The 21,343-nt window shown below is 46.7% G+C and carries 25 protein-coding genes; 8 read left to right on the forward strand and 17 right to left on the reverse strand.

Translation table 11 applies throughout. From position 1 onward, the window contains the following. The first annotated feature begins 50 nt into the window (after positions 1–50). Positions 51–458, forward strand: a complete 408-nt coding sequence (locus tag ViNHUV68_RS13610; protein ID WP_038175694.1) for a flagellar basal body-associated protein FliL — start codon at positions 51–53, stop codon at positions 456–458. Positions 459–493: 35 nt separating this feature from the next. Here ViNHUV68_RS13610 and glpG read toward each other — a convergent pair whose 3' ends face one another. From glpG to ftsY, 6 genes are all read right to left on the reverse strand, one after another. Then, positions 494–1,330, reverse strand: coding sequence for a rhomboid family intramembrane serine protease GlpG (gene glpG, locus ViNHUV68_RS13615; protein ID WP_391088562.1), 837 nt, complete (start codon positions 1,328–1,330; stop codon positions 494–496). A gap of 4 nt (positions 1,331–1,334) precedes the next feature. Beyond that, the gene (gene glpE, locus ViNHUV68_RS13620) at positions 1,335–1,661 is read right to left on the reverse strand and encodes a thiosulfate sulfurtransferase GlpE (RefSeq protein WP_038175696.1); all 327 of its coding nucleotides are present in this window, start codon (positions 1,659–1,661) and stop codon (positions 1,335–1,337) included. Positions 1,662–2,075: 414 nt separating this feature from the next. Continuing rightward, positions 2,076–2,933 (reverse strand): RNA polymerase sigma factor RpoH, encoded by an 858-nt coding sequence (gene rpoH / locus ViNHUV68_RS13625; protein ID WP_038175697.1) that lies wholly within the window; start codon positions 2,931–2,933, stop codon positions 2,076–2,078. A gap of 183 nt (positions 2,934–3,116) precedes the next feature. After that, complete coding sequence (gene ftsX, locus ViNHUV68_RS13630; RefSeq protein WP_391088565.1) at positions 3,117–4,079, reverse strand: permease-like cell division protein FtsX; 963 nt, start codon at positions 4,077–4,079, stop codon at positions 3,117–3,119. Continuing rightward, the gene (gene ftsE / locus ViNHUV68_RS13635; protein ID WP_038175701.1) at positions 4,069–4,743 is read right to left on the reverse strand and encodes a cell division ATP-binding protein FtsE; all 675 of its coding nucleotides are present in this window, start codon (positions 4,741–4,743) and stop codon (positions 4,069–4,071) included. Before ftsE ends, ftsX begins: the two co-directional genes overlap by 11 nt. 45 nt (positions 4,744–4,788) lie before the next feature. Further along, complete coding sequence (ftsY, locus tag ViNHUV68_RS13640; protein WP_391088567.1) at positions 4,789–5,997, reverse strand: signal recognition particle-docking protein FtsY; 1,209 nt, start codon at positions 5,995–5,997, stop codon at positions 4,789–4,791. A 211-nt stretch (positions 5,998–6,208) separates the two neighbouring features. Here ftsY and rsmD point away from each other — a divergent pair, with 211 nt between their 5' ends. Together rsmD and ViNHUV68_RS13650 are read left to right on the forward strand one after the other, a co-directional pair. Beyond that, the gene (gene rsmD, locus ViNHUV68_RS13645; protein ID WP_038175758.1) at positions 6,209–6,820 is read left to right on the forward strand and encodes a 16S rRNA (guanine(966)-N(2))-methyltransferase RsmD; all 612 of its coding nucleotides are present in this window, start codon (positions 6,209–6,211) and stop codon (positions 6,818–6,820) included. A 4-nt stretch (positions 6,821–6,824) separates the two neighbouring features. Further along, a complete protein-coding gene (locus ViNHUV68_RS13650) occupies positions 6,825–7,091 on the forward strand; it encodes a DUF1145 domain-containing protein (protein WP_391088570.1) in 267 nt (88 codons plus the stop codon). 57 nt (positions 7,092–7,148) lie between these two features. On the opposite strand, the gene ViNHUV68_RS13655 is transcribed toward ViNHUV68_RS13650, so the two are convergent. The 3 genes from ViNHUV68_RS13655 to ViNHUV68_RS13665 all read right to left on the reverse strand — a co-directional run bounded on the left by ViNHUV68_RS13655 (position 7,149) and on the right by ViNHUV68_RS13665 (position 9,755). Then, positions 7,149–7,733 carry a YhgN family NAAT transporter gene (locus ViNHUV68_RS13655; RefSeq protein WP_038175706.1) on the reverse strand — a complete coding sequence of 195 codons (585 nt, stop codon included), beginning with the start codon at positions 7,731–7,733 and terminating at the stop codon, positions 7,149–7,151. 130 nt (positions 7,734–7,863) lie between these two features. Beyond that, positions 7,864–8,487 carry a lysoplasmalogenase gene (locus tag ViNHUV68_RS13660; protein WP_038175707.1) on the reverse strand — a complete coding sequence of 208 codons (624 nt, stop codon included), beginning with the start codon at positions 8,485–8,487 and terminating at the stop codon, positions 7,864–7,866. Between the two features lie 902 nt (positions 8,488–9,389). Further along, positions 9,390–9,755, reverse strand: a complete 366-nt coding sequence (locus tag ViNHUV68_RS13665; protein ID WP_038175708.1) for a hypothetical protein — start codon at positions 9,753–9,755, stop codon at positions 9,390–9,392. A 263-nt stretch (positions 9,756–10,018) separates the two neighbouring features. Between ViNHUV68_RS13665 and ViNHUV68_RS13670 the strand changes: the two genes are divergently transcribed. Then, positions 10,019–10,348, forward strand: coding sequence for a DUF2500 domain-containing protein (locus tag ViNHUV68_RS13670; protein WP_038175759.1), 330 nt, complete (start codon positions 10,019–10,021; stop codon positions 10,346–10,348). Here the strand turns inward: ViNHUV68_RS13670 and ViNHUV68_RS13675 are convergent. The 7 genes from ViNHUV68_RS13675 to rhtB all read right to left on the reverse strand — a co-directional run bounded on the left by ViNHUV68_RS13675 (position 10,345) and on the right by rhtB (position 16,618). After that, on the reverse strand, positions 10,345–11,358 hold the full coding sequence (locus ViNHUV68_RS13675) for an acyltransferase family protein (protein WP_391088572.1): 1,014 nt from the start codon (positions 11,356–11,358) through the stop codon (positions 10,345–10,347). The two genes, ViNHUV68_RS13670 and ViNHUV68_RS13675, sit on opposite strands and share 4 nt — an antisense overlap. A 98-nt stretch (positions 11,359–11,456) precedes the next feature. Further along, positions 11,457–12,677 carry an organoarsenical effux MFS transporter ArsJ gene (arsJ, locus tag ViNHUV68_RS13680; RefSeq protein WP_391088574.1) on the reverse strand — a complete coding sequence of 407 codons (1,221 nt, stop codon included), beginning with the start codon at positions 12,675–12,677 and terminating at the stop codon, positions 11,457–11,459. Positions 12,678–12,752: 75 nt separating this feature from the next. Beyond that, positions 12,753–13,244: a tyrosine-protein phosphatase gene (locus ViNHUV68_RS13685; RefSeq protein WP_391088576.1), complete on the reverse strand. Its 492-nt coding sequence runs from the start codon at positions 13,242–13,244 to the stop codon at positions 12,753–12,755. A 12-nt stretch (positions 13,245–13,256) separates the two neighbouring features. Beyond that, the gene (locus ViNHUV68_RS13690; RefSeq protein ID WP_038175713.1) at positions 13,257–14,258 is read right to left on the reverse strand and encodes an ArsJ-associated glyceraldehyde-3-phosphate dehydrogenase; all 1,002 of its coding nucleotides are present in this window, start codon (positions 14,256–14,258) and stop codon (positions 13,257–13,259) included. Between the two features lie 19 nt (positions 14,259–14,277). Continuing rightward, the gene (locus ViNHUV68_RS13695; protein WP_038175717.1) at positions 14,278–14,619 is read right to left on the reverse strand and encodes a metalloregulator ArsR/SmtB family transcription factor; all 342 of its coding nucleotides are present in this window, start codon (positions 14,617–14,619) and stop codon (positions 14,278–14,280) included. A gap of 128 nt (positions 14,620–14,747) precedes the next feature. Then, positions 14,748–15,986, reverse strand: a complete 1,239-nt coding sequence (locus ViNHUV68_RS13700) for an EAL domain-containing protein (protein ID WP_391088579.1) — start codon at positions 15,984–15,986, stop codon at positions 14,748–14,750. Positions 15,987–16,000: 14 nt separating this feature from the next. Further along, positions 16,001–16,618: a homoserine/homoserine lactone efflux protein gene (gene rhtB / locus ViNHUV68_RS13705; protein ID WP_038175720.1), complete on the reverse strand. Its 618-nt coding sequence runs from the start codon at positions 16,616–16,618 to the stop codon at positions 16,001–16,003. A gap of 83 nt (positions 16,619–16,701) precedes the next feature. On the opposite strand from rhtB, the gene ViNHUV68_RS13710 reads away from it, so the two are divergent. Further along, positions 16,702–17,688: an alpha/beta fold hydrolase gene (locus ViNHUV68_RS13710; RefSeq protein WP_391088581.1), complete on the forward strand. Its 987-nt coding sequence runs from the start codon at positions 16,702–16,704 to the stop codon at positions 17,686–17,688. Positions 17,689–17,796: 108 nt separating this feature from the next. Further along, on the forward strand, positions 17,797–18,624 hold the full coding sequence (locus tag ViNHUV68_RS13715) for a Cof-type HAD-IIB family hydrolase (RefSeq protein ID WP_038175724.1): 828 nt from the start codon (positions 17,797–17,799) through the stop codon (positions 18,622–18,624). A 41-nt stretch (positions 18,625–18,665) separates the two neighbouring features. On the opposite strand, the gene ViNHUV68_RS13720 is transcribed toward ViNHUV68_RS13715, so the two are convergent. After that, on the reverse strand, positions 18,666–19,136 hold the full coding sequence (locus ViNHUV68_RS13720) for an EVE domain-containing protein (RefSeq protein WP_391088584.1): 471 nt from the start codon (positions 19,134–19,136) through the stop codon (positions 18,666–18,668). A gap of 38 nt (positions 19,137–19,174) precedes the next feature. On the opposite strand from ViNHUV68_RS13720, the gene ViNHUV68_RS13725 reads away from it, so the two are divergent. Further along, complete coding sequence (locus ViNHUV68_RS13725) at positions 19,175–20,716, forward strand: COG3650 family protein (RefSeq protein ID WP_391088586.1); 1,542 nt, start codon at positions 19,175–19,177, stop codon at positions 20,714–20,716. Next, positions 20,713–21,336 carry a DTW domain-containing protein gene (locus ViNHUV68_RS13730; RefSeq protein ID WP_391088588.1) on the forward strand — a complete coding sequence of 208 codons (624 nt, stop codon included), beginning with the start codon at positions 20,713–20,715 and terminating at the stop codon, positions 21,334–21,336. The genes ViNHUV68_RS13725 and ViNHUV68_RS13730 overlap by 4 nt, the downstream gene beginning before the upstream one ends. Positions 21,337–21,343 lie beyond the last annotated feature (7 nt).

Below are 21,343 nucleotides of genomic sequence, written 5' to 3' on the forward strand. Positions count from 1 at the left end.
AGACTCAGGCGATTCGAATATCGTGATTGGAAGAAAGAAAAGTTATAAATATGATTAAACGTTACCTAGCCCAAATATTTGTCGTCTGGGGGTTGCTTGTTAGCTTACCCACACTAGCCGAAGAGGAAGGCGCACCCAAGTTGGCTTATTTTACTCTAGAGCCTGATCTCACTACCAACTTCTACACCAAAGGAAAAAAGCTCGGTTATATTCAAGTTCGCATCGACATCATGGTTGCCAGTCAGGCTGACCTCGGTATCATCGAACTGCATCAACCGCTTATTCGAGATGCAGTGATAGAATTACTCGGTAAACAAACCGAAGAAACCGTCACATCACTCGCTGGGCGAGAAGATCTTCGTAAAACCTTAGTTGAGCAATTAAATGCGACCTTGCTGCCTGAAACTGGCAAAACCATTATCGCCGATTTACTGTTCACTAAATATCTCTACCAATAAAACCAAACGGCGCACTCTATGAGGCGCCGCGTTGACTAGTCTCGCTCTACCATGCGACTGGCATCCAACAGACCTAATAGCACCCCAGAAATCAAACCGGCCAAATGAGCCGTGTTAGCAATAGCCATAAACGGCTGGACAAACCCGAGCACTAACCACACCAACATGAAGCCAACCACAGGTTTAGGAAGGTTTAAGCCCAGTTGAGGCGCTTTGTAACCGAGCATCCATAAGTAGCCGACTAACGCATAAACTACCCCAGACAAACCACCAAAGTTTGCACCCTCAATCCAGTATTGGCCTGCTCCCGACAACGCTGCGGAAATCACCAGCAACTGAAGCAGTTTTGCCGAGCCTAAACGCTGCTCAATATCGCCACCCAACTGCCACCACCACAATAAATTAAAAGCGATATGCATAATGGAAAAATGCAACAGTGCATGACTCACCCAACGCCATAGCTGCCACTGCTGAGTAGAAAAAGCGGGGAAGTGGAGTGCGTTAAACACCCCTTGGCCTGACCCAAACTGTTGCAAACCAAAGATGACGATACACATCATCATTACACTTAATGTGACTGGCCCAGCTTTCGCCTTGATCATTGCCAACATACTGGGCGAGTGGTATTTAAAATGATTCTGCCTTGTTTCAGCTACCTGCCATGAGGCCGCTTGGTATTTGCCAGCGTTTGGATTGGCCAGGAACTGCTTCAGCTCAGCTTCCGCTTCCACTTGATGTTCTACCCCCACCAGCCACAGAGCAAACTGACCCTCTCCCTCAGGCATCATCTGCACGTCTATTTTTCGAGACGCCATATAATCGATAAACGCTTGCGCCATTCTTGGATTGTTGAGAGCAATCAGTCTCACCATACTGCTATCCTAAACTCGATTCCGTAGCAAGCCCTGCCCTGTGCCAGGCTTCAAAACCACCATCAACACTATACACCTGCTCAAAGCCTTGGTTAACCAAATATTGCGCCGCGCCTTGACTGCTAATACCGTGATAACACATCACCAATATCGGCTGTTCAAACGCCACATCATCCATAAACGAAACCATCGTATCGTTGGTCAAATGAAATGCTTGTTTGGCATGACTCACAGCAAAAGATTGCGGGTCGCGGATATCGACCATTCTCGCGTCACCTTGCTCAAGCAGAGCTTGAGCACCTGCCACATCTATATGTTTAAACTGGTCCATAATCTTTCTCTTTTATCGCTAATTTTACTAACGCGATTGTAACCTATCCAGTGGTCAACAAGTACTCTGTGTCAGTAAGGTTATCCACCAGTGATCATAATTCAACCATCTGTGGATAAATTTGTGGATTACGTTGATAAAGTGTTTTTATAAGAATCGATCCACAATATGTAGTGATGATCCTTATTTGATTGTGTGTAAAGAGAAAACTATCCCCATTGGATAAAGAGAGTACAGCCCTTTATTCACCCTGCTTTCTGACAGATAGCCAATAATTTCCACACAGAGTTACCCACAGGCAAGTCGGTTACATTCGATCCCGAAAACAGGCAAAATATCGATAAGCGATCAGCAACAAAAAAGCCGAGATCGTTTGATCTCGGCTTTTTAGATAAATCAGTTTGTGCGTGGCTATTAGAACTCGCCAACCGCCGCTTTAAGCTTCTTCATCGCGTTCTTCTCTAACTGACGAATACGCTCGGCAGATACATTGTAAGTATCTGCCAGTTCTTGCAACGTGGCTTTATTGTCTTCTAACCAACGAGAGCGAACAATATGCTGACTACGCTCGTCTAGGCTCTTAAGTGCAAGGCTAAGACGATTGTTGGTGTGTGCTTCCCAGTTTGCCGCTTCCACATTGTCAGCAACATCAGACGATTTGTCTTCTAGGTAAACCATCGGCGCTGTGTACGATGAACCAGAATCATCGTCGTCGTTTGGCATCTCGAAGGTAGGATCTTGTGCCGCTAAACGAGACTCCATTTCACGCACTTCTGATGGCGCAACACCTAATTCGCGAGCGACCGTTTCCACCTCGCCGTTATTGAACCAACCTAAACGTTTTTTCGACTTACGTAGGTTGAAGAACAATTTACGTTGTGCTTTCGTCGTGGCGATTTTGACGATACGCCAGTTACGCAATACGTACTCATGAATCTCGGCTTTAATCCAGTGCACAGCAAACGAAACCAAACGTACACCCACTTCTGGATTGAAACGTTTGACTGCTTTCATTAGACCAATGTTACCTTCTTGAACTAGGTCAGCCATTGGTAAACCATAGCCAGAGTAACCTCGCGCGACGTGAACAACAAAACGAAGGTGGGAAAGGATCAACCCTTTTGCCGCCTCAATTTCACCGTCATAATGCAGCCTCTCAGCAAGCTCACGTTCCTCATCAGCAGTCAGCATTGGGTAACTGTTTACTGAGCGGATATAGCTATCTAAGCTATCTTGTGTAACAACCGCCATAGGGTATGCTTTATTCGTCATTCGGGTCCTCATCAATCTCTGATCTGGAGTAAGTTTTAACCCAACAATCTTGAACCTAAAATGAACAAGATTCAAGCAGGGGGAAACTATTATGCATAAACAAATCGTCTACACAAGAGCGAAGTATACGGTAGCGTCTACTTTTTTCAATAGTATGACAACCACTAAACAGTCGAGTTCCAATTAAATAGGTTCGATCTCTTTTAAGTGCCGCTGGGCAGAGACTTTGGCCGCTAAGCAACCTAAGAAAATGCCGAGCATCACCAGCAGTAGCGACTCATCCCAGCTTAAACCTACCAAACGAAAACGACTGTCATACAGTAACGCTAACTTCTCAACGCTACTGTTGAGTAATACGGTAATCAACGCCGTTAAGATCCATGCGCTGACCGCACCTAGCAAGCCAAACCACATTCCCGAGTACAAATAAGGACGTAAAATGTAGCTGTTGGTCGCACCAATCAGCTTCATGGTTTGGATCTCTTCTTTATTTGCCAGCACATTGAAACGCAGGGTGTTACCTACTATCAGGAACACCGACCCCAACATCAGTACCGACAGCGTAATCACAATACCACTCACAAGGTTCTTGATTGCATCCAACCGGGTTAACCAGTCTTCATCCAAACGAACATCGGTGATTTCGCTCTGCTGTGCGATCCGCTCGGCCAATTGCTTAATCACTTGCTGGTCGTCACGACTCGGCGTTACCACTAACACACCCGGTAGGGCGTAATCATCCAGTAGGCTAATGGCTTGTTCAAACCCTGAATACTGGCTCAAATCATCCAAACCTTGCTGTGGAGAGATGTATTCGACCGCCGCGACATCGCTGTCACTCTCAAGCTGATCTTTTAATACCATCACGCGCGCCTCAGGCGTACGTTCTTGAATATAAGCACTCACTTGTGAAGGACTCGTCACATCACTGGATGCTTGAGCAATATTTTTACCCAGAAGATATAGCGCCGATGGCATCGCTAATGCCATTGAGATAACCGCTAAAGTAAGCAAGTTACCTAATGGCCGTTGCCACAATTCATGAAACGACAACTTCGCCTGCTTAAGATGGACCTTAAAGAAACTGTCTTTTTTGACGCGATTTTTCGCTGTCACATTGGTTCGTCCACGAGGTTTATTGGCCATAATCTTCTACCTCGCTAAGGAAGCCTTGGTTTAACTCAAGGTGACGGTATTGTGGACGCGTATTCACTAAACCGATGTCGTGAGTAGCGAGTAAGATCGTCACTCCTGCGCGGTTAAACTCTTCAAATAGCTTCAACACACGATTCGACAACTCAGGGTCAAGGTTACCCGTTGGTTCATCGGCCAATAATAATGTTGGTCGGTTAACCACTGCGCGAGCAATGCCTACGCGTTGCTGTTCACCGCCAGACAACTGGCTAGGTAAACATTTCGCTTTATCGAGCAGATCGGTTTTATCTAATGCGGCTGAAACACGGCGTTTTATTTCATTTTCCGAGATCGATTCGATGCGCATCGGCAGAGCGACATTATCAAACACTGTTCTGTCCATCAGCAGACGGTGATCTTGGAATACAATACCGATATTACGGCGCAAAAAAGGAATATCTTTACTAGGAATTCGCGTGATGTCGTGACCGTTAAAGCTCACCTTACCGTCCGTTGGGCGCTCTATCGCACAAATCAACTTGAGCAGAGTACTTTTACCCGCACCCGAATGACCGCCAAGAAAAGCCATTTCACCGCGACGCAGGTGGAAGTCGACTTTCTGCAAGGCTTGTCGGCCGCCGCGATACGCCTTACTCACTTGTTGAAACTTTATCACCCGAAATCCCTCTATTACTGAGTTGCTGCTATTGGTCGCTTAACGTTAGTCTTCGCGACTAAACAAAGCATCAATAAACTCTTGTGTCTCAAATGGACGTAGGTCGTCAATACCTTCACCAACACCAATATAACGAATAGGGATTTGGAACTGATCGGCCAGCGCAAAAATAACACCACCCTTCGCCGTCCCATCAAGCTTAGTCAACGTAATACCCGTCAATGGCGCAACATCACTAAATAATTTAGCTTGGCTAATCGCATTTTGCCCGGTGCCCGCATCAAGCGTCAGCATGATTTCATGTGGTGCCGAGTCATCGATCTTCTTCATCACACGGACGATCTTGCGCAGCTCTTCCATTAAGTTGGCTTTGTTTTGCAAGCGCCCGGCGGTATCGGCAATCACCACATCAACGCCCTTGGCTTTCGCTGATTCAATCGCATCATAAATCACAGAAGCACTGTCAGCACCAGTATGCTGCGCTACCACTGGGACGTTATTGCGCTCGCCCCATACTTGAAGCTGCTCGACAGCAGCGGCGCGGAAGGTGTCACCTGCCGCTAGCATGACGCTTTTACCTTCGGCTTGGAACTGTTTGGCCAGTTTACCTATTGTGGTCGTTTTACCGACACCATTGACACCAACCATCAAAATGACGAATGGCGTTTTCGTCGAATCCACGACCAACGGCTGCTCAACCTGAGACAAGATATCCGCCAGCTCATCTTTAAGCAGACCGTAAAGCGCTTCGCCATCTTTCAGATCTTGACGTGAGGCTTTGTCGGTTAAATTGTCGATAATTTTGACAGTGGTATCCATACCGACATCAGCGATCAGCAATTGCTCTTCAAGCTCTTCAAACAGCTCATCATCAATTTGCTTACCTTTGAACAGACCAAAAAAGCCCGCCCCAATGTTAGCTTTAGTGCGCGTTAAGCTGCGCTTTAAACGCACAAAGAAACTTTCGCTTGGTTTCTCTTGCTCGACAACGCGCGGTTCAGCGGGAGTGTCAGTTTCTACTTCTGCTTCTGCTTCTGCTTCTGCTTCTGCTTCTGCTTCTGCTTCTGCTTCTGCTTCTGCTTCTGCTTCTGCTTCTGCTTCTGCTAGCTCAGCCTCAGGGCGTTGATGTTGCTCGTCAACCGTTTGTTCGAGTGTTGGTTCGGTTTCCGTTTGTTGTTGTGTGGATTGTTTGGCCTGTTCTTCGTCACCAAAGCCAAGCCAAGAGAGTAATCCACGCTTCTTTTTTTCCGTCATCTGGGGCTATCCTAGATCGTCTTAATTAACTCAGACTCTTTTTTGCGGCAATGTCGCCGACAAGAAAAGAAAAATGACAACAGAGTGAAACGTTTTCACTGTCAGAGTGATGGTATACACTCTGTCATCAACAAATTTGGGCTGTATGTTAGCGCTCAACAGCAGAGCAGTCAGCGCGTATAGTATCACTTTATTAGCGGTCAAAAAATCTATGGTAAGACGTCGCCAGCAAAACACATCACAAAAAAAGCCCTCAAGTGGCTTTGTTCGTATTATTAGCGGGTTATGGAGAGGACGTAAACTCCCTGTTCATGACGCCGAAGGGTTAAGACCGACCACAGATCGTGTCAAAGAAACGCTGTTTAACTGGCTAGCCCAAGATGTGCCACAAGCCAAGTGTCTCGACCTGTTTGCTGGCTCTGGAGGGCTAGGTTTTGAAGCCGCTTCACGCCAAGCTGAAATGGTCACGCTGATTGAGCTCAATTCGAGTGCCTTTAAGCAGTTGCAAAGCAATATTGCTACGCTCAATGCCAGCAACCTCACAGCGGTCAACAGCGATGCGTTAAGCTACCTTAAACAAGCCGGGACGCCGCATCATGTAGTATTCATTGATCCACCATTTCGTCAAGGGTTACTCGATGAGACAATTCAGTTACTTGAGCAAAATGGTTGGTTGGCAGACGATGCGCTTATCTATATCGAGACCGAAAAAGAGCTGACACTGGATAACGTGATTCCAGCTCATTGGCATCTACACCGAGAAAAAACCGCCGGTCAAGTCAACTACCGCCTGTTCAACCGTCAACACTCACCACAAGGATAATAAAATGAAAGCATTGATATGGTTAGCCAAAGCAGCCATCGGTTTTGTCTGGTTTATACTTATCCTCAACGTCTTTGCGCCGTTTCCGGGCAAAGCAGCGATCGCCCTCTACATTATGAGCGCGTTCTTGTTGATGATGCATGGTTTACAGATGGCGATCTTCATTGGGGCTTTCGGTGACAAGATCAAAATGAGCAGTAGGGAAAAATGGTCGATTTTAATCTTCGGCATTTTCGCACTGCTTGATATTCGCCGTAAACACATGTCATAGCAAATACATGCCATTACAAAAAAGCCGCTAAGTTAAGCGGCTTTTTTGTCGCTATCGTTAGCCGAGATATCCTTTGACGCCATCGAGGAACATCTGTGTCGATATCATAATAAGTAGTAAGCCCATCAGGCGTTCAACCGCTTTTAATCCTCGCTCGCCCAACACGCGATGGAAAAAGTTGTAGAACATCAAAATAAAGAAAGCCACGCCCCAGGCTAACAATACCGCAGCAGACAATTCAAGTAACTGCTCAGGGTGCTGGCTCGATAAGAGCAACAACGCCGCAATAACGGATGGACCAGCAATCATTGGGATCGCCATTGGCACAATAAACGGCTCCTCACCCGCCGCCAGCCCTGTGATACTGCCACCGCTTGGGAAGATCATTTTGATGGCAATAATAAACAGGATGATCCCGCCCGAGATACTCAATGTTTCTGGCTGGACATGAAGAAAATTAAGGATGCTCTTACCTGCAAACAAGAACAACATTAAAATACCAAGAGCAAAAAACAACTCTCGAACCAAAACCTTACGCCTGCGCTTTGGATCAAGGTGCTTCAAAATCGATAGGACAATAGGTAAATTGCCAAGCGGATCCATGATCAACACCAACATGGTCGCGGCAGAAAGAATGTCCATAAAAGACCTCCAAAAATAAATCAATCAAGCACAGAAAATTGGCCGAAGTATCGCAGCCTCGAGACCTGAATAGCAACAATGGTTGTTTGAGCGTCAAGGTACCGGATAGAAACCGTCAGGTACCTTGATTTTAGATAAGCAGAGAAGCTGTGATCAGGCAGTGTGCCAACAGATAGCTCCCAGAAATAAAGTAGCGCCCCTTGTCGAGCGGATGACGATAGTCATGGATAGCCAATAGCATCGCCGATAACGTCAGTGTTAACGACCCAGTAAAGCCTAATGCGCTCGCAACGGTACGGTTCAACAACCACACTTCACCTGCGGCCCAGTTAAGCTGCAACAACACCATTCCCATCATCACCACAGGGAAGATCAATCGATCGATTTTTGGCAACAACAGGAAGAAGCAGACAACGCCGATACCGAACAGCATTGCAGGCAACCACCAAACGATATCGCCAGAAAGCTTAAACCAAAATGAAGCACTATAACAAAGCTGCGCTGCAACAAACCCTGCAAAGCAGAACTTAAGGTGCTTTTTGGCGATATAGAGACCGTCTGCAACCATCGAAATGATTAAACCCAGTGACACCCACCACGCCACGATGCCAACCAAGGCTTCCTGACTCCAGAGCATGACGAGCAACATAAATAACGTCAATATTTTAAACATCGCCGCTTGCTTGATGCGATTGTTTTCAAGCGCAGAAATACTGATGTACCCAGATAAGGCAACCGAGAGCCAGCTCCACATTCGAACACCTCAATAAAAATGAGCTGCTAGTGTAGGCAGCTCGAAAAAGATGTCTAGTTTTGAGGGGCAAAAGTTGGATCTTGATAATACTTCTTGTCGGCGCAATATGTGCGACAGCGCGGGGTTATTTGGCAACTTTTTACCAGGCGATCCAAAATCGCCGCTGAGACAGCAGAGTCGTCAAAAAAATCACTTTTGCTACGATTGCCAAGAAAAATGAATTTAAAGTAAATAAAATTCAACAGCTTAACCAATAAAACATAATGTTTAATTAATGTAAATTTTAATTTTAGCCTTACGATAATTTGACATCGCACTGACACCAATATGCAACTTAGCAACCAAATGCCTACTTAAAACCAAGCTAGCAGTTAAATGGACGCACTATTCAATCCAGATCAACGAAAGCTCTATAAATCACAAAAAACTAATTTAAACAAAGTTTAACCACTTTGCTTTACCTTCAATAACAATCACTTAAGAGGAAAATTAGCAATATAGAATAGAAATTACACAGGTTAAACATCACTCACCCCACGCCTGAAGTTCAACAAAAAGGTTTAATCGAGACCAGAAAAGTTATTTTTTTAAGGCTTATTGTCTTATTAGCTTGATCTAACCCCTAAAAAGCTGCTATTCTTATTTACATACCGTTAAACATCACTTTTTAGGAGCAGTGCTATGATTTCTTCTTCACAAAAACAAGGACTTGTAATGATCGCAGTTGTCGTAGGCCTAATGACACTGCCGATGATGTACTAAGTAAAATACAAATAAAAAAAGGGACGCTGGTGCGTCCCTTTTTGCTATCTGAGGCCAATACTCATAACTTTGGTGTAAAAAACTAGCGATGTGTCGACTTTTACACCAAAAGAAAAAAAACCGATTTTCGTGCTTTCACGTTATAGATGCTTAGATAACTCGTCCCAATGCGCATAATAGAAAAACAAGGCAGCACCAGTAATCAATGTCATCAACATAATCGCAGCTCGCCACACAAAACGAGAGCTGCGAGGCGTCAGTTCTTTTTCACACTCATCACACACTGACATAAAATCATTGCAACCATCGAGTTTAAAATCATGCTCATGGACAACTTTATTGCGTATGGTCGCAATGTAGCGCAGCTTGCTAATCACATCATGAGGCAAACGCTCTTCACAGCTGGTGATCAACTGATGTAGCCCCTTGCCATTCGCATGATACTGAGTCCGCAGTAGCGCCTCGATTTTTCTCGTCCGTGTCACTACGTTTTCGATATCAGACATAGTCTCCCTCCACGCTCTAAGTTTAGGGGGTATTTGATCCTTATTGTATCTAATGTCCCACTTTTTGTTTCGAATGCAAATAGATTTGTGTAAAAGAATCAACCAGTAAAAGGGGGGCTAATGGCTTACACTGCCCAACGTACGTGATATGACTCGAAGATTTTTGTTGCACTGAACACTTTGTTTTTGCAGCAAGAGCCGTGCCCTGAATCTCAACCGAAATATCGCTAGTATTAGACCAAACCCTCAGAGACCCAATGATTATGCCTATCACACTGCTTATTGCTATTGCTGTCACTGCTCTTGTTAGCGGCTGGGCATTTACCCACTTCTATCGCAAACACATTCAAGGCGAGAATGCCCCACAACAGAAAGTCGACGTCACCATTTTAGACAAACAGTCAATTGCGATTGAAGATGCTCAGCCCGGTCAGGATGAGCAGGAATATTGGATTTATGTACAAAAAGGGCGCATTGGCCCCAAACGTGAATTCCAAGTGGGTGTGCATTACTTCCAAGCGCTCAATCCTGGAGATCAAGGTACGCTCACCTATCAAGGTGACACTTTTATCCATTTTGCGCTAAAACGTTAAGGCAATAACCAGCGTGTTTTTTCTGAGCGTGATACCACCCAACTGAGCCATAATGCACCGCCACCACTGAGAAGAATCCAAACGGGGATCACCCAAGCAGGATGACCTTGATACCAGCCAAACTCTTTCATTGGCCAAAGGAAAATAGGGTGTAGCAAATAGATCCCTAGGCTGTGCTGACTGATAAAGCCAATCACTCGATTAACTGGCGCTGACAAACTTTCACCCACATAACGGCATAAGATGAAAATCATACTTGCCGCCAGTACCACGTTAAGCGTTTTATACGACAACCAACGCCCAACGGTATACTTGTCTGCAGCAAGGCTATTACCAATCACCATGTAAGCGGTGGTGGCTAGTGCCGCGATTCCAAGCAAGCTAAAAAGAACAGTCCAACCCAATGTGACCGGGACGCGTTGATACAATAAATACCCCAAGGGTAAATACCCACTGTAAAGCCACAGCTGATTGCTCCACACGCCGTCAATCCCCAGCAAATAGAGTAAGGTCGTCACCAGCCAAATCGCAACATACGCATACAGCGCATTATCACCGTGCTGTCTGACCACAAACTGGAAAAACGGGATCAGCAAATAGAGTGGAATAAAATAGTAGAAGAACCCGAGGTGGTAATAAGTAGCATGCCACGGGCTGTCTCGCAGCACTTGCTCCGTGACACCAAAATCATAGCCCTGGATAGTGAGACCAGATAACAGAGCATAAAACGCAGACCACAACAGAAACGGAACCAATACTTTGCCTAAGCGACGCTTGAGGTAATACTGAGCATTAAACGGACGTCGGTCGCTGAGCATAAGTGCGCCACTAATAAGAATAAACACGGGGACCGCCCAACGAGTTACACTGTTCACCCCAACCGCCGTTGCCCATTGGTCAAACGGAATGTCTCCAAGCATTTGACGATATGGGGCAAGCACATGAATCGCTATCACTGCAATGGCTGCCACGCAGCGCAGCACATCAAAAAACACCACTCTTTCTCTCACGCTTGTCACTCTTCTTGTCACTGAGAGAGTGACTATAACAACAAAAAAGCCAACCTCGGTATCACCTTGGTCAGCTTTTGGTTATAACTGCGATTTTGTTATGCTGTAGCTATCGCTTTGAGCTTCGGCAGTTTTATCGAGATAAGCGTTGTCAGCGCAAGAAAAGCACACGACACCCACAAACAAGCGGCCAATCCCGCCATCTGAAACACCCAACCAGAAAGAATGGTGCCAATGAGGCGTCCCATCGCATTTGCCATGTAGTAGAAGCCAACATCAAGCGATACACCATCACCTTTGGCATAACTAACAATAAGGTACGAATGCAGTGATGAGTTAATCGCAAAAATCGCACCAAATAACATCAATCCAGCCACAATAACAAATTGGGGTTGCCAGCCAACTTGGACCGCATAAGCGATCAATGCGGTAACGGCGGTGAGTAAGCCTGCCCACAATAAAGCCGCATGGCCGTCAGGCACTTTACCTTGAGACTTACCCGTAATCCGCGGGGCAATACCTTGCACAAAACCGTAAGCAATGGTCCACGAGGCCAAAAAGCCACCCACCCACAGATGAGACCAACCAAACGCGCTACCAAGATAAATTGGTAGTGCAACAACAAACCATACATCGCGCGCGCCAAACAAAAACAACCGCGCCGCGGATAAGATATTAATCGGCGCTGACTTTGAAAAAATTTGACTAAACTTCGGTTTGTTTTTGGCTTTGCCCAAGTTACGCTCAAGGCCGATTAAGCTACCAATAAGCACTAAGGTCAGTACACTTGCCATCAGTAAGACGGCCAGTTTGAAGCCCACCAGCGAGAGCAATAAACCACCAATAAAGAACCCCGCGCCTTTAAGCGCGTTTTTTGACCCAGTTAATATCGCCACCCATTTGTACAAAGCGCCTTGCTGTTCATCAGGCACTAAACTTTTAATCGAGCTTTTGGCACTCATCTTGTTAAGATCTTTGGCGATACCAGACAGCGCTTGCGCCATCATTACCCATGGAATCGTTAGCCAAGTGATCGGCACGGCGAGCATTACCAATGCCAAGATCTGCATACCAAGACCAATGTTCATGGTTTTGTTCAGCCCCAACCGCGCGCCTAGCCACCCACCGACTAAGTTAGTGACTACGCCAAAGAACTCATAGAACAAAAATAGTGAAGCAATTTCTAAGGTTGAATAGCCGAGGTCGTGGAAATAGAGCACCACTAACATACGCAACGCACCATCAGTGATGGTGAAGTTCCAATAATTGAAGGTGACGAGCATGTATTGGCGAACGCTGTTGCTCAAACTCGATAACATATCCAATTTACCTTTTGTGATGGCGTAAAAAAGAGCGTTTGAATGACCAGGATCCAAACACTCTTATTGCAGTGACTACTTAGTGGCGATAGAGTGAATGTAGTCAACCTGAACCGCTTTAGTGAAAGCACCAGGTCGAAGTGCTTGTACCTCAGCGATAATCTCGTCTAACGGCCACCCTTTCTCAAGCAGTAGATGAGCAGCAAACAGTCCTGTACGACCCGAACCGCCCATACAATGCAGCGCCACTTTGCCACCGTCACGGAGCACTTGGTGTAGCGCTGGGCTCGCTTGTTGCCACTTCACGGCGAAGCGTTCATCTGGCGCGCAATCATCTTCAATCTCAATCTGAAACCACTGCATACCAAGTTGTTGCGCTTTAACGCCCAACTCTGCAACCTGCTTGCTGGCCAATTCGGCATCATCAAGTGCGGTCACCAACGCCGTAACACCTTGCGCTTTTAGCTCGGCCAGTGATGTGGCCAAATCGACGCCCTTAGTGCCTGGGCATGGGGTTAGGATCAACGCGCCACTATCGAGAGCAAGTTGCCATGTAGGATGTGTCATATCATGTGCCCCTTACGCCAGACCGACTTTACGTACTAATTCAGCGGTGCGCGTCGCGTACCCCATTTCGTTATCATACCAAGCGTAGATTTTGACCATACGAGTACCGACAACCATGGTTGATTGCGCATCAACGATAGTAGAACGCTGATCTCCACGGTAATCAATTGACACCAATGGACGCTCTTCAAAACCTAAGATACCGTTCAGCTCGCCTTGTGAGGCTTCTTTTAGCAGGGCATTTACCTCTTCGGCGGTGGTATCACGCTTAACATCAAAAATGATATCGGTCAGAGAGGCATTCGCCAAAGGTACACGGACGGCGTGGCCGTTGATCTTGCCTTTCAATTCAGGGAAGATTTCTACAATCGCGGTGGCGCTGCCAGTGGTGGTTGGGATCAAGCTCATGCCACACGCTCGGGCGCGTCGCAAGTCTTTATGTGGCGCATCAAGTATGGTTTGAGTGTTGGTGAGGTCATGAATAGTGGTAAACGAAGATTGCTCAATCCCCAACTTTTCATGAATGACTTTGACCACAGGGGCAATACAGTTGGTCGTACAAGAGGCCGCGGTAACAATGCGGTGTTTCTCAGGTTCAAAAATTTCCTCATTGATACCCACAACGATGTTCGCCACACCTTGTTCTTTAACTGGTGCAGACACGACAACGCGTTTCACCCCTTGCTCAAGATACTTATTAAGCAGTGAGGTCTTGCGATGGACACCAGTAGCTTCAATCACCACGTCACAACCAGACCAGTCGACCGCATCAATCTCTTTTTCTTGAGTGGTGGTGATGGTTTTACCATCAATGATTATGCTATCGCCGTTGACAGCAACACCATGGTGCCAGCGACCTTGCACTGAATCGAATTCGAGTAAATGACCCAATGTCGCGGCATCGCCTGCCACGTCATTAATCAATACAAATTCCAACTCTGGCCAATCAAAAGCGGCGCGAAGTGCTAATCGTCCAATACGGCCAAAACCGTTAATTCCTACTTTAATCGTCATCGTTCATTCTCTTAATCTATTATTGACAGCAAACAGGACGAACCTGCATTGCATGAAGTCGTTCAATATCGTGTTGGTACTCTGTTTTTAAACAGCGAGAAGCCACCAAATCATCAATCAGTTTTTTCATCCAGCCAGGTAAGTCATTGGCTAAGCGATAGAACACCCATTGACCCTGACGTACATCGAGCAAAATGCCATTTGATCGTAACTGCGCAAGATGACGGGAAATTTTTGGCTGACTTTCGTTTAATGCCTCAGTCAGTTCACCGACGCTCAAACACTGCTCACGCATAATTAGCAGCAGGCAGCGCACGCGCGTTTCGTCAGCGAGTAACTTGAAAAACTGATGGGGTAACATACTTTATATACTCACATATGGATATGCATATATATTTAATAAAACTCAGAGAGATTGCAACCCTTCAGATCGGATTGTCATAAAAGTTTCACAGCAATGACGGGGGGAATAACAGGTAGCGGGAAGTATCAGATGACGCGATTGAGCTCGCGGCTCCAACGCTGGGCCTCAGAGATACGTGGCATCACTTCGCTAACCGACAAATTGAGTTGCTGACAAGCCAGTTCCATCCCCTGCCAGTCAGCGCTCTCGTAACACTCTTCAAGAGAGATCAGCTGACCATACGGACCTTGACGCTCAAGCAGTGCAAGCTTGATCGTGGCACATAACGGCAGCTGCTTTACCAAATCATCGAGCGACATATCAAGCATCGCATCAAGCATGGAAAACAGCCCTATCAGAAACGCTTGGTCACGATATTGACTGAATGGGTTGTCGCGCGCCATCAACATAAAGAACTGAGCACGCTGCAAACATAAGGTGTAGAGCTCTTTGGGCTTATTGACCGAAACGTAAGAAGCAACGGCAAGAGAGACAAAAATCTTAATTTTATCCTGACCAAGATAGACCAGCGCTTGGCGAAATGAAGAAATAGGAATTTCTATTCGCTCTGACATCGAGTTAACAAAACGCAGCAGTTTGTAGGACAGTGCGACATCACGCGCCACGATCTGCTCGACCTTAAGAAAGTCGACCTCTGGCTTGCACACTTCCTGAAATAGCTCCATCGCTATGATGTGTTCAGGACTGATGTATCGCTGACGAACCATTTCGGGCTTACTGAAAAAATAGCCTTGGAAGAAGGTAAAACCCGCCGAGCGCGTAGCCAAAAACTCTTCTTCGGTCTCAACTCGCTCTGCAAGAAACTTACGTTTAACCCCCATTGCAAGGCGTTCTTTGACCAACTCACAGGAGGTTTCTAATCCCGTCGCCATGATGTCGATTTTAATGATATGGGTCAAAGGCAAGAAACGCTCCCACTCAGGCTTATACACAAAATCGTCCAGTGCGATTAGATAGCCCTGATTGTGGATCTGTTTCACCGCGTCATAAAGCTCATCATTCGGTGTGCAGGTCTCAAGTATCTCTACCACTATTTTATTTTTTGGCAACGAAAGAGGCAGCAGACGCAGCAAGCTTTGCTGAGGGAAATTAATAAAGCAACGTGATGTTGCCATCGCTGGATTGGTACCGAGCGACAAAAAATTCTCAACAATAATGCGGTAGGTCGCGCGGTTAGAGTCAATATGCGCCGGGTAAGCATTGTTTTCACCGTCCCGAAACAGCAGTTCGTAGCCAAGGGTCTGGCGCTTAGCATTTAAGATCGGCTGTCTTGCAACAAAGGTATCTCTCGTTCTTCTATGCATAATATCAGGTCGAGTTACGCTTTGGCTGCAGCAAGTAACGCACCGCATCCCATGAACATCGAGCCAAAGACCTTATTGATTTTCGACATGATCCGCTCAGAGCGAATAAATCGTCCCATCTGCGCAGCCAACGAGGTGTACCCTAACATCACGATCGCATCAATCGTCACTGTGGTTAGGCCAAGTACCATCAATTGGGTCAACTGATCTTGCGTTGGGTCGATAAACTGTGGGAACAGGGCGACGAGAAAGACAATCGATTTAGGGTTAGTTAAGTTGATCAACACCGCTTTTCGCATCAATTTGAATCCAGAAAGATGCGGTACGGAATCGGCGGTCACCATACTTGAGCGATCACGCCACTTCTGTATGCCAAGCCAGACCAAATAAGCGGCGCCCACCCATTTGATAATGCTAAACGCCAATGCAGACTGAGCCACCAGCGCACCGATGCCAGCCCCAACTAACGCAATATGAATCGCTAATCCCACTTGCAGTCCCGCGATAGCGGCTAGTGAGCGACGTGTTCCATAACTTAAGCCATTACTGATCGAGTTTACCGTGCCCGATCCCGGCGCTAAGCTGAACACAATGGCGGTAACGACATAAGCAAGCCAAACATGCATATCCATGGTTTTTCCTCTCGACTAAACTGAGCTAGCCACACATAATCGGTTGTTGTTGAGAATAAAATCGAACTTAGGCTTGAGCACCCATGAATGATTCCAGTTGCAACATTACTCCTTCTTATACTCAAGAGTCCAATTTTGAGCAAGCTATCAAAAGCGATATTGCTAAATTCTGGCGATCTAGGCAGGAGAGCTACCTAAAATCGTTTGATAAAAAGTCGCTGTACTGGGTAAAGTTTACTGCCCCCCATCACACCAAAGCGATTGTGGTGGTCAACGGGCGCATTGAATGTACCATTAAGTATCAAGAGCTGTTTTACGACCTATTTCAACAAGGTTACGACATCTATTCTTATGATCATCGTGGCCAAGGCTTGTCGCAACGAATGATAGAAGACACGCAAATGGGCTATGTCGAAGAATTCGATGACTATATCTACGATCTCGATTGCCTTGTTAAACACTTTAACCTTGATCATTACCAACAACGTTACCTGCTCGCACACTCCATGGGAGGTAACATCGCGACCCGCTACTTACAAACCCATGACGCCCCCTTTGACGCCGCGGCGCTGAGCGCGCCGATGTTTGGCGTTAATGTCCCTTGGCACCTGCGCCCATTCGCACCTATGCTTGGTCAAGTGTTAACGGCGTGGCACAAAAAACCGACGTTTGCTCCCGGACAAGTGGCCTATTTTGCTAAACCTTTCGAGGGCAACTTACTCAGCCAAAGTGCAGTGCGCTATCACTGGTTTCGCGATCTCTATGAACAGCACCCTGAACTCAAAATCGGCGGCGCCAGTACGCGCTGGGTTTGGCAGGGATTGATAGCCTGTAAACAGTGTTATCTTATGACGCGTCACCTCAACACTCTCCTATTGGTAATGCAAGCGGGCGACGATAGAATCGTTTCTAATCTTGCTCAAGCGCGTTTCATTAATAAGTTGAAAAAAACCCAGCCAAGTTGCCAATTTAAGGTCATTGATGGTGCACGGCATGAACTGTTGTTCGAACAAGACCACTACCGCAATCAAGCGCTAGATGCGACGTTAGCGTTTTTCAACCAGCATTAAAATAGGAAATCATAGAAGGCGATCTTTACCCTCTTTTTGCCTTTTCTATTCAAGTAGACTGTTTACTTCGCCAATTGGCTCATCAACGCGTTATTTACCGAGGGTGATATGACACAAACACGCAAAGATACTCCTTTTCACATTGTGGCTTCGGATCTCGATGGCACTTTACTTGCTCCAAACCACCAGTTAAGCGATTTCTCCAAACAGACACTCAAAGCACTGCATGAGAAAGGCTTCACTTTTGTCTTTGCCACTGGCCGTCACCACATTGATGTGGCCAGTATTCGCCAGATCGCAGGTATCCCCGCTTATATGATCACCTCAAATGGGGCGCGTGTGCATGACCAAAATGATCAACTGATGTACAGCAACAACGTGCCTGCGGATTTGGTTCAAGCGGTGATCGATGTGATCCGCGACGATCACAATATTTTTATCCACATGTACCAAGATGACAATTGGCTACTCGACCGAGACGACGAGACGTTGGCTAAATTTCATAGTGAGTCTGGCTTTAGCTATCAGCGTTTTGATGCTAGTGCCGCGCCAACCGATGGCATCGCCAAGATTTTCTTCACCCATCCAGAGCATGATCACGAGCATTTGGTCACCTATGAGCACAAACTACGTGAGCAGTTTGGTGACAAGCTCAATATTGCTTTTTCGACGCCTTGGTGTCTGGAAGTCATGGCCGCAGAAGTGTCAAAAGGCCATGCGCTAGAAGCCGTTGCCAAGTCGCTCAACCTGTCGTTAGAAAATTGCATCGCGTTTGGTGATGGGATGAATGATGCGGAAATGCTTGATATGGCAGGCAAAGGTCTGGTGATGGCAACCGCGCATCACAAAGTAAAACAAGCGCTGCCACACTTAGACGTTATTGGCAGCAATGCCGACGATGCAGTCGCTCATTACTTACATCAACATCTGTTTTAATATTGCAATATCAGGCTGCCTACCGGTAGCCTGATCACTCATTACGCCTGACTCGGTCGCCGCTCTTTATCTAAAATAGCCTGCCATTGCGACTCAGTCACTGGCATCACCGACAAGCGGTTTCCGCGCTTAACTAACGGCATATCGGCCAGTTCTGGCATCGCCTTCATCACCGCCAATGAAATCAACCTCTCGGTTTTACGCACAAACTCAATATCGACCATAAACCAACGCGGGTTATCTGGGCTGGATTTAGGGTCGTAATAATCACTCTCGGCATCAAACGCAAAATGATCGGGGTACGCTGCTTTCACCACCTTAGCGATCCCCGCGACGCCAACTTTTTTGCATGATGAATGATAAATGAGTACCCAATCACCCTGCTTCACTTCATCACGCAACATATTGCGCGCTTGATAGTTGCGTACTCCCTCCCAGCACGAACGGGTTTGTGTACGAAGAGTGTCAATAGAAAAGGTGTCGGGTTCAGTTTTGAATAGCCAGTATGCCATAATAGAGTCCGTCAGTTTCTCAATAGGGAAGATATAGCATGAAGGCGCTTCGAAACCCAGTCACCGTCATTACTTTGCTCACGTTGCAAGCGTGTTCGATGACGTCATTAACCCCAGCAATCAACCCTTCACCGAACGATACCGCCAACTTGGACAATCCAAAATCGATTCACTCGCAACCGTTTGTCATGCGCGGAGAAATTGTGCTTGGCAATGAGGTACGTTCAATCACGCCATGTGGCAGCAAAAACCAATACTGGTTAGATCTATCGAATGACCGTTTTCAACAAGCTTTAACACTGGTTCGTGGTCCTTATGAACCACTGTATGGTGAAGTCATTGGTCATTTAGAAACGCGTAAAACCGATGGTTTTGTTGCTGATTACCGCGCCCGTTTTGTGGTCGATTCATTCAATATACTCACTGCCGAGAACCCAAAGCGTTGCGATCAAGCCCTAAAACCGACCCGAGCTTTTGGCACCGAACCTTTTTGGTCCGTGAGCGTTGCACCCAATCAGCTAATATTTGACCAAATCGGCCAAGACAAACGCACACTCGACTTGGTTAATAGCAAGATCGAACCACAACGACGCCGCTATCAATTTGATGGTGGCAACTTAGAGCTTAACCAACGCAGTTGTATTGATGGGATGAGTGACTCACTGTACGGCTGGAGTGCCAGCTTAACGCTCGACGGGGCCAACTACCAAGGCTGCGCCACCTTGTCCAATCAAGATCATAGCCAAGATTGGGCCGGCTTCTACCAAGCCACCTCAGCCAACAGTAACAACTTGAGCGTTTTTCTTGAGCTAAATCCTGATCACAGTGCCACCACTACCTATCGCTATGATAATGGCGAGTCAGACTCGGTTGAGCAAGGGTACTGGCAATCGCTTAATTCGACTCAAGTACAAGTGGTGATGACTCGCCACCAGCAACAACCTTTGCTCTCACAACGTATCTTTAGTCGAGAAGACAACAAAATTACGGCCCACAAAGAAAAAGTGGGCGACATGGTTTACGACATAAGAGACGGAGGCTTAACGCTGTTTTCCATCCCACAAGGCCAGATCCCCGACTCAGCATCGATATCGTCAATACCACTTGATAGCAATGCGGTTCCATCGGTGGCCGAATTTAACCCAATGGTCGACAGTGCGCTGCGAGCCTATTTCCAACAAACCAATAACCCGCAAACTGGCACGCGCTATCGCTGGCTAACTTATGACCTTAATCGGGATGGCAATAATGAACTGCTGGTACAACTCGATCAGTGTGGCACGGGCGGCTGTACGCTGCTGATTTTCGACAACCACCAGCAAAACTGGCGCTTCAATAGTCGCATCACCCAAGTGAGAACTCCGCTCAATCTTGGCCGTCATAATCATCATGGCTGGCAAGATTTAATTTTCTTCGTCAGTGGCGGCGGCGCGATACCTAATCAACATAAATTGATCTTTGATGGCAACCAATACCCACTCAATCCAAGTGTGGCACCTATCGCCAGTTATGATGATATCAGCCAGGTTCAACTGTTTGCCGATGGTCTAACGCCGCAACAAGAAGGTGCGCGCTTGTGAGCAGCAAGCCTATCGAACAAGGTAAGCCCTGCCCGGGGTGTCAACTGCGCTTTCAATGTGTGTGTGATCGGTTAACTCAATTTAGCGCCGACTTGCATATAGCGCTGCTAATGCACCCCAATGAAACCACGCGCGAGACCAATACCGGCCAGTGGTTAGCGCAGAGTCTGCAATCGTGTAGCCGCCACATTTGGCAGCGCACCCAACCTTGCCCAGAGCTGATAACGATGATCGCAAGTGGCGACTATCTCCCCTATCTGCTGTTTCCTAGCCAACACAGTGATGCCGTTAAACACGCTCATCGTGAGGCCAACTCGCAACATAAGCCACTGTTATTGATCATCTTAGATGGAACTTGGCAAGAAGCGGGGAAAATGCTGCGTAAAAGTGATTGGTTACGTGCGCTACCTCAGGTACACATAGAGCCTAGCCAACCATCACGCTATCGACTGCGCCGCAATCAACAACCAGGCCATTTGTGCACTATAGAGGTCGGGTGTGAAGTGCTGCGTGAGTTAGGTTACACCAATCAAGCACAGCAATTAGAGGGTTTCTTCGATGACTATCTTAACGCTTTTCAAGCCGACAAGAGTGGCCATACCTTCCAAGCGAAGTCTTGAGATTAAA

The sequence above is a fragment of the Vibrio sp. NH-UV-68 genome (genome assembly GCF_042940635.1).
GTDB lineage: Bacteria > Pseudomonadota > Gammaproteobacteria > Enterobacterales > Vibrionaceae > Vibrio > Vibrio pacinii.

Coding starts and splice junctions, on each gene's coding strand:
- ViNHUV68_RS13715 (WP_038175724.1), top strand. CDS start 17,797: ATGACACAAACACGCAAAGATACTCCTTTTCACATTGTGGCTTCGGAT.
- ViNHUV68_RS13665 (WP_038175708.1), bottom strand. CDS start 9,755: ATGTCTGATATCGAAAACGTAGTGACACGGACGAGAAAAATCGAGGCG.
- ViNHUV68_RS13610 (WP_038175694.1), top strand. CDS start 51: ATGATTAAACGTTACCTAGCCCAAATATTTGTCGTCTGGGGGTTGCTT.
- ViNHUV68_RS13660 (WP_038175707.1), bottom strand. CDS start 8,487: ATGTGGAGCTGGCTCTCGGTTGCCTTATCTGGGTACATCAGTATTTCT.
- ViNHUV68_RS13670 (WP_038175759.1), top strand. CDS start 10,019: ATGCCTATCACACTGCTTATTGCTATTGCTGTCACTGCTCTTGTTAGC.
- rhtB (WP_038175720.1), bottom strand. CDS start 16,618: ATGGATATGCATGTTTGGCTTGCTTATGTCGTTACCGCCATTGTGTTC.
- ViNHUV68_RS13720 (WP_391088584.1), bottom strand. CDS start 19,136: ATGGCATACTGGCTATTCAAAACTGAACCCGACACCTTTTCTATTGAC.
- rsmD (WP_038175758.1), top strand. CDS start 6,209: ATGGTAAGACGTCGCCAGCAAAACACATCACAAAAAAAGCCCTCAAGT.
- arsJ (WP_391088574.1), bottom strand. CDS start 12,677: ATGTTATCGAGTTTGAGCAACAGCGTTCGCCAATACATGCTCGTCACC.
- ViNHUV68_RS13690 (WP_038175713.1), bottom strand. CDS start 14,258: ATGACGATTAAAGTAGGAATTAACGGTTTTGGCCGTATTGGACGATTA.
- ViNHUV68_RS13700 (WP_391088579.1), bottom strand. CDS start 15,986: ATGCATAGAAGAACGAGAGATACCTTTGTTGCAAGACAGCCGATCTTA.
- ViNHUV68_RS13725 (WP_391088586.1), top strand. CDS start 19,175: ATGAAGGCGCTTCGAAACCCAGTCACCGTCATTACTTTGCTCACGTTG.
- ViNHUV68_RS13695 (WP_038175717.1), bottom strand. CDS start 14,619: ATGTTACCCCATCAGTTTTTCAAGTTACTCGCTGACGAAACGCGCGTG.
- glpE (WP_038175696.1), bottom strand. CDS start 1,661: ATGGACCAGTTTAAACATATAGATGTGGCAGGTGCTCAAGCTCTGCTT.
- ftsY (WP_391088567.1), bottom strand. CDS start 5,997: ATGACGGAAAAAAAGAAGCGTGGATTACTCTCTTGGCTTGGCTTTGGT.
- ViNHUV68_RS13650 (WP_391088570.1), top strand. CDS start 6,825: ATGAAAGCATTGATATGGTTAGCCAAAGCAGCCATCGGTTTTGTCTGG.
- rpoH (WP_038175697.1), bottom strand. CDS start 2,933: ATGACGAATAAAGCATACCCTATGGCGGTTGTTACACAAGATAGCTTA.
- ftsX (WP_391088565.1), bottom strand. CDS start 4,079: ATGGCCAATAAACCTCGTGGACGAACCAATGTGACAGCGAAAAATCGC.
- ViNHUV68_RS13685 (WP_391088576.1), bottom strand. CDS start 13,244: ATGACACATCCTACATGGCAACTTGCTCTCGATAGTGGCGCGTTGATC.
- ViNHUV68_RS13655 (WP_038175706.1), bottom strand. CDS start 7,733: ATGGACATTCTTTCTGCCGCGACCATGTTGGTGTTGATCATGGATCCG.
- ViNHUV68_RS13710 (WP_391088581.1), top strand. CDS start 16,702: ATGAATGATTCCAGTTGCAACATTACTCCTTCTTATACTCAAGAGTCC.
- glpG (WP_391088562.1), bottom strand. CDS start 1,330: ATGGTGAGACTGATTGCTCTCAACAATCCAAGAATGGCGCAAGCGTTT.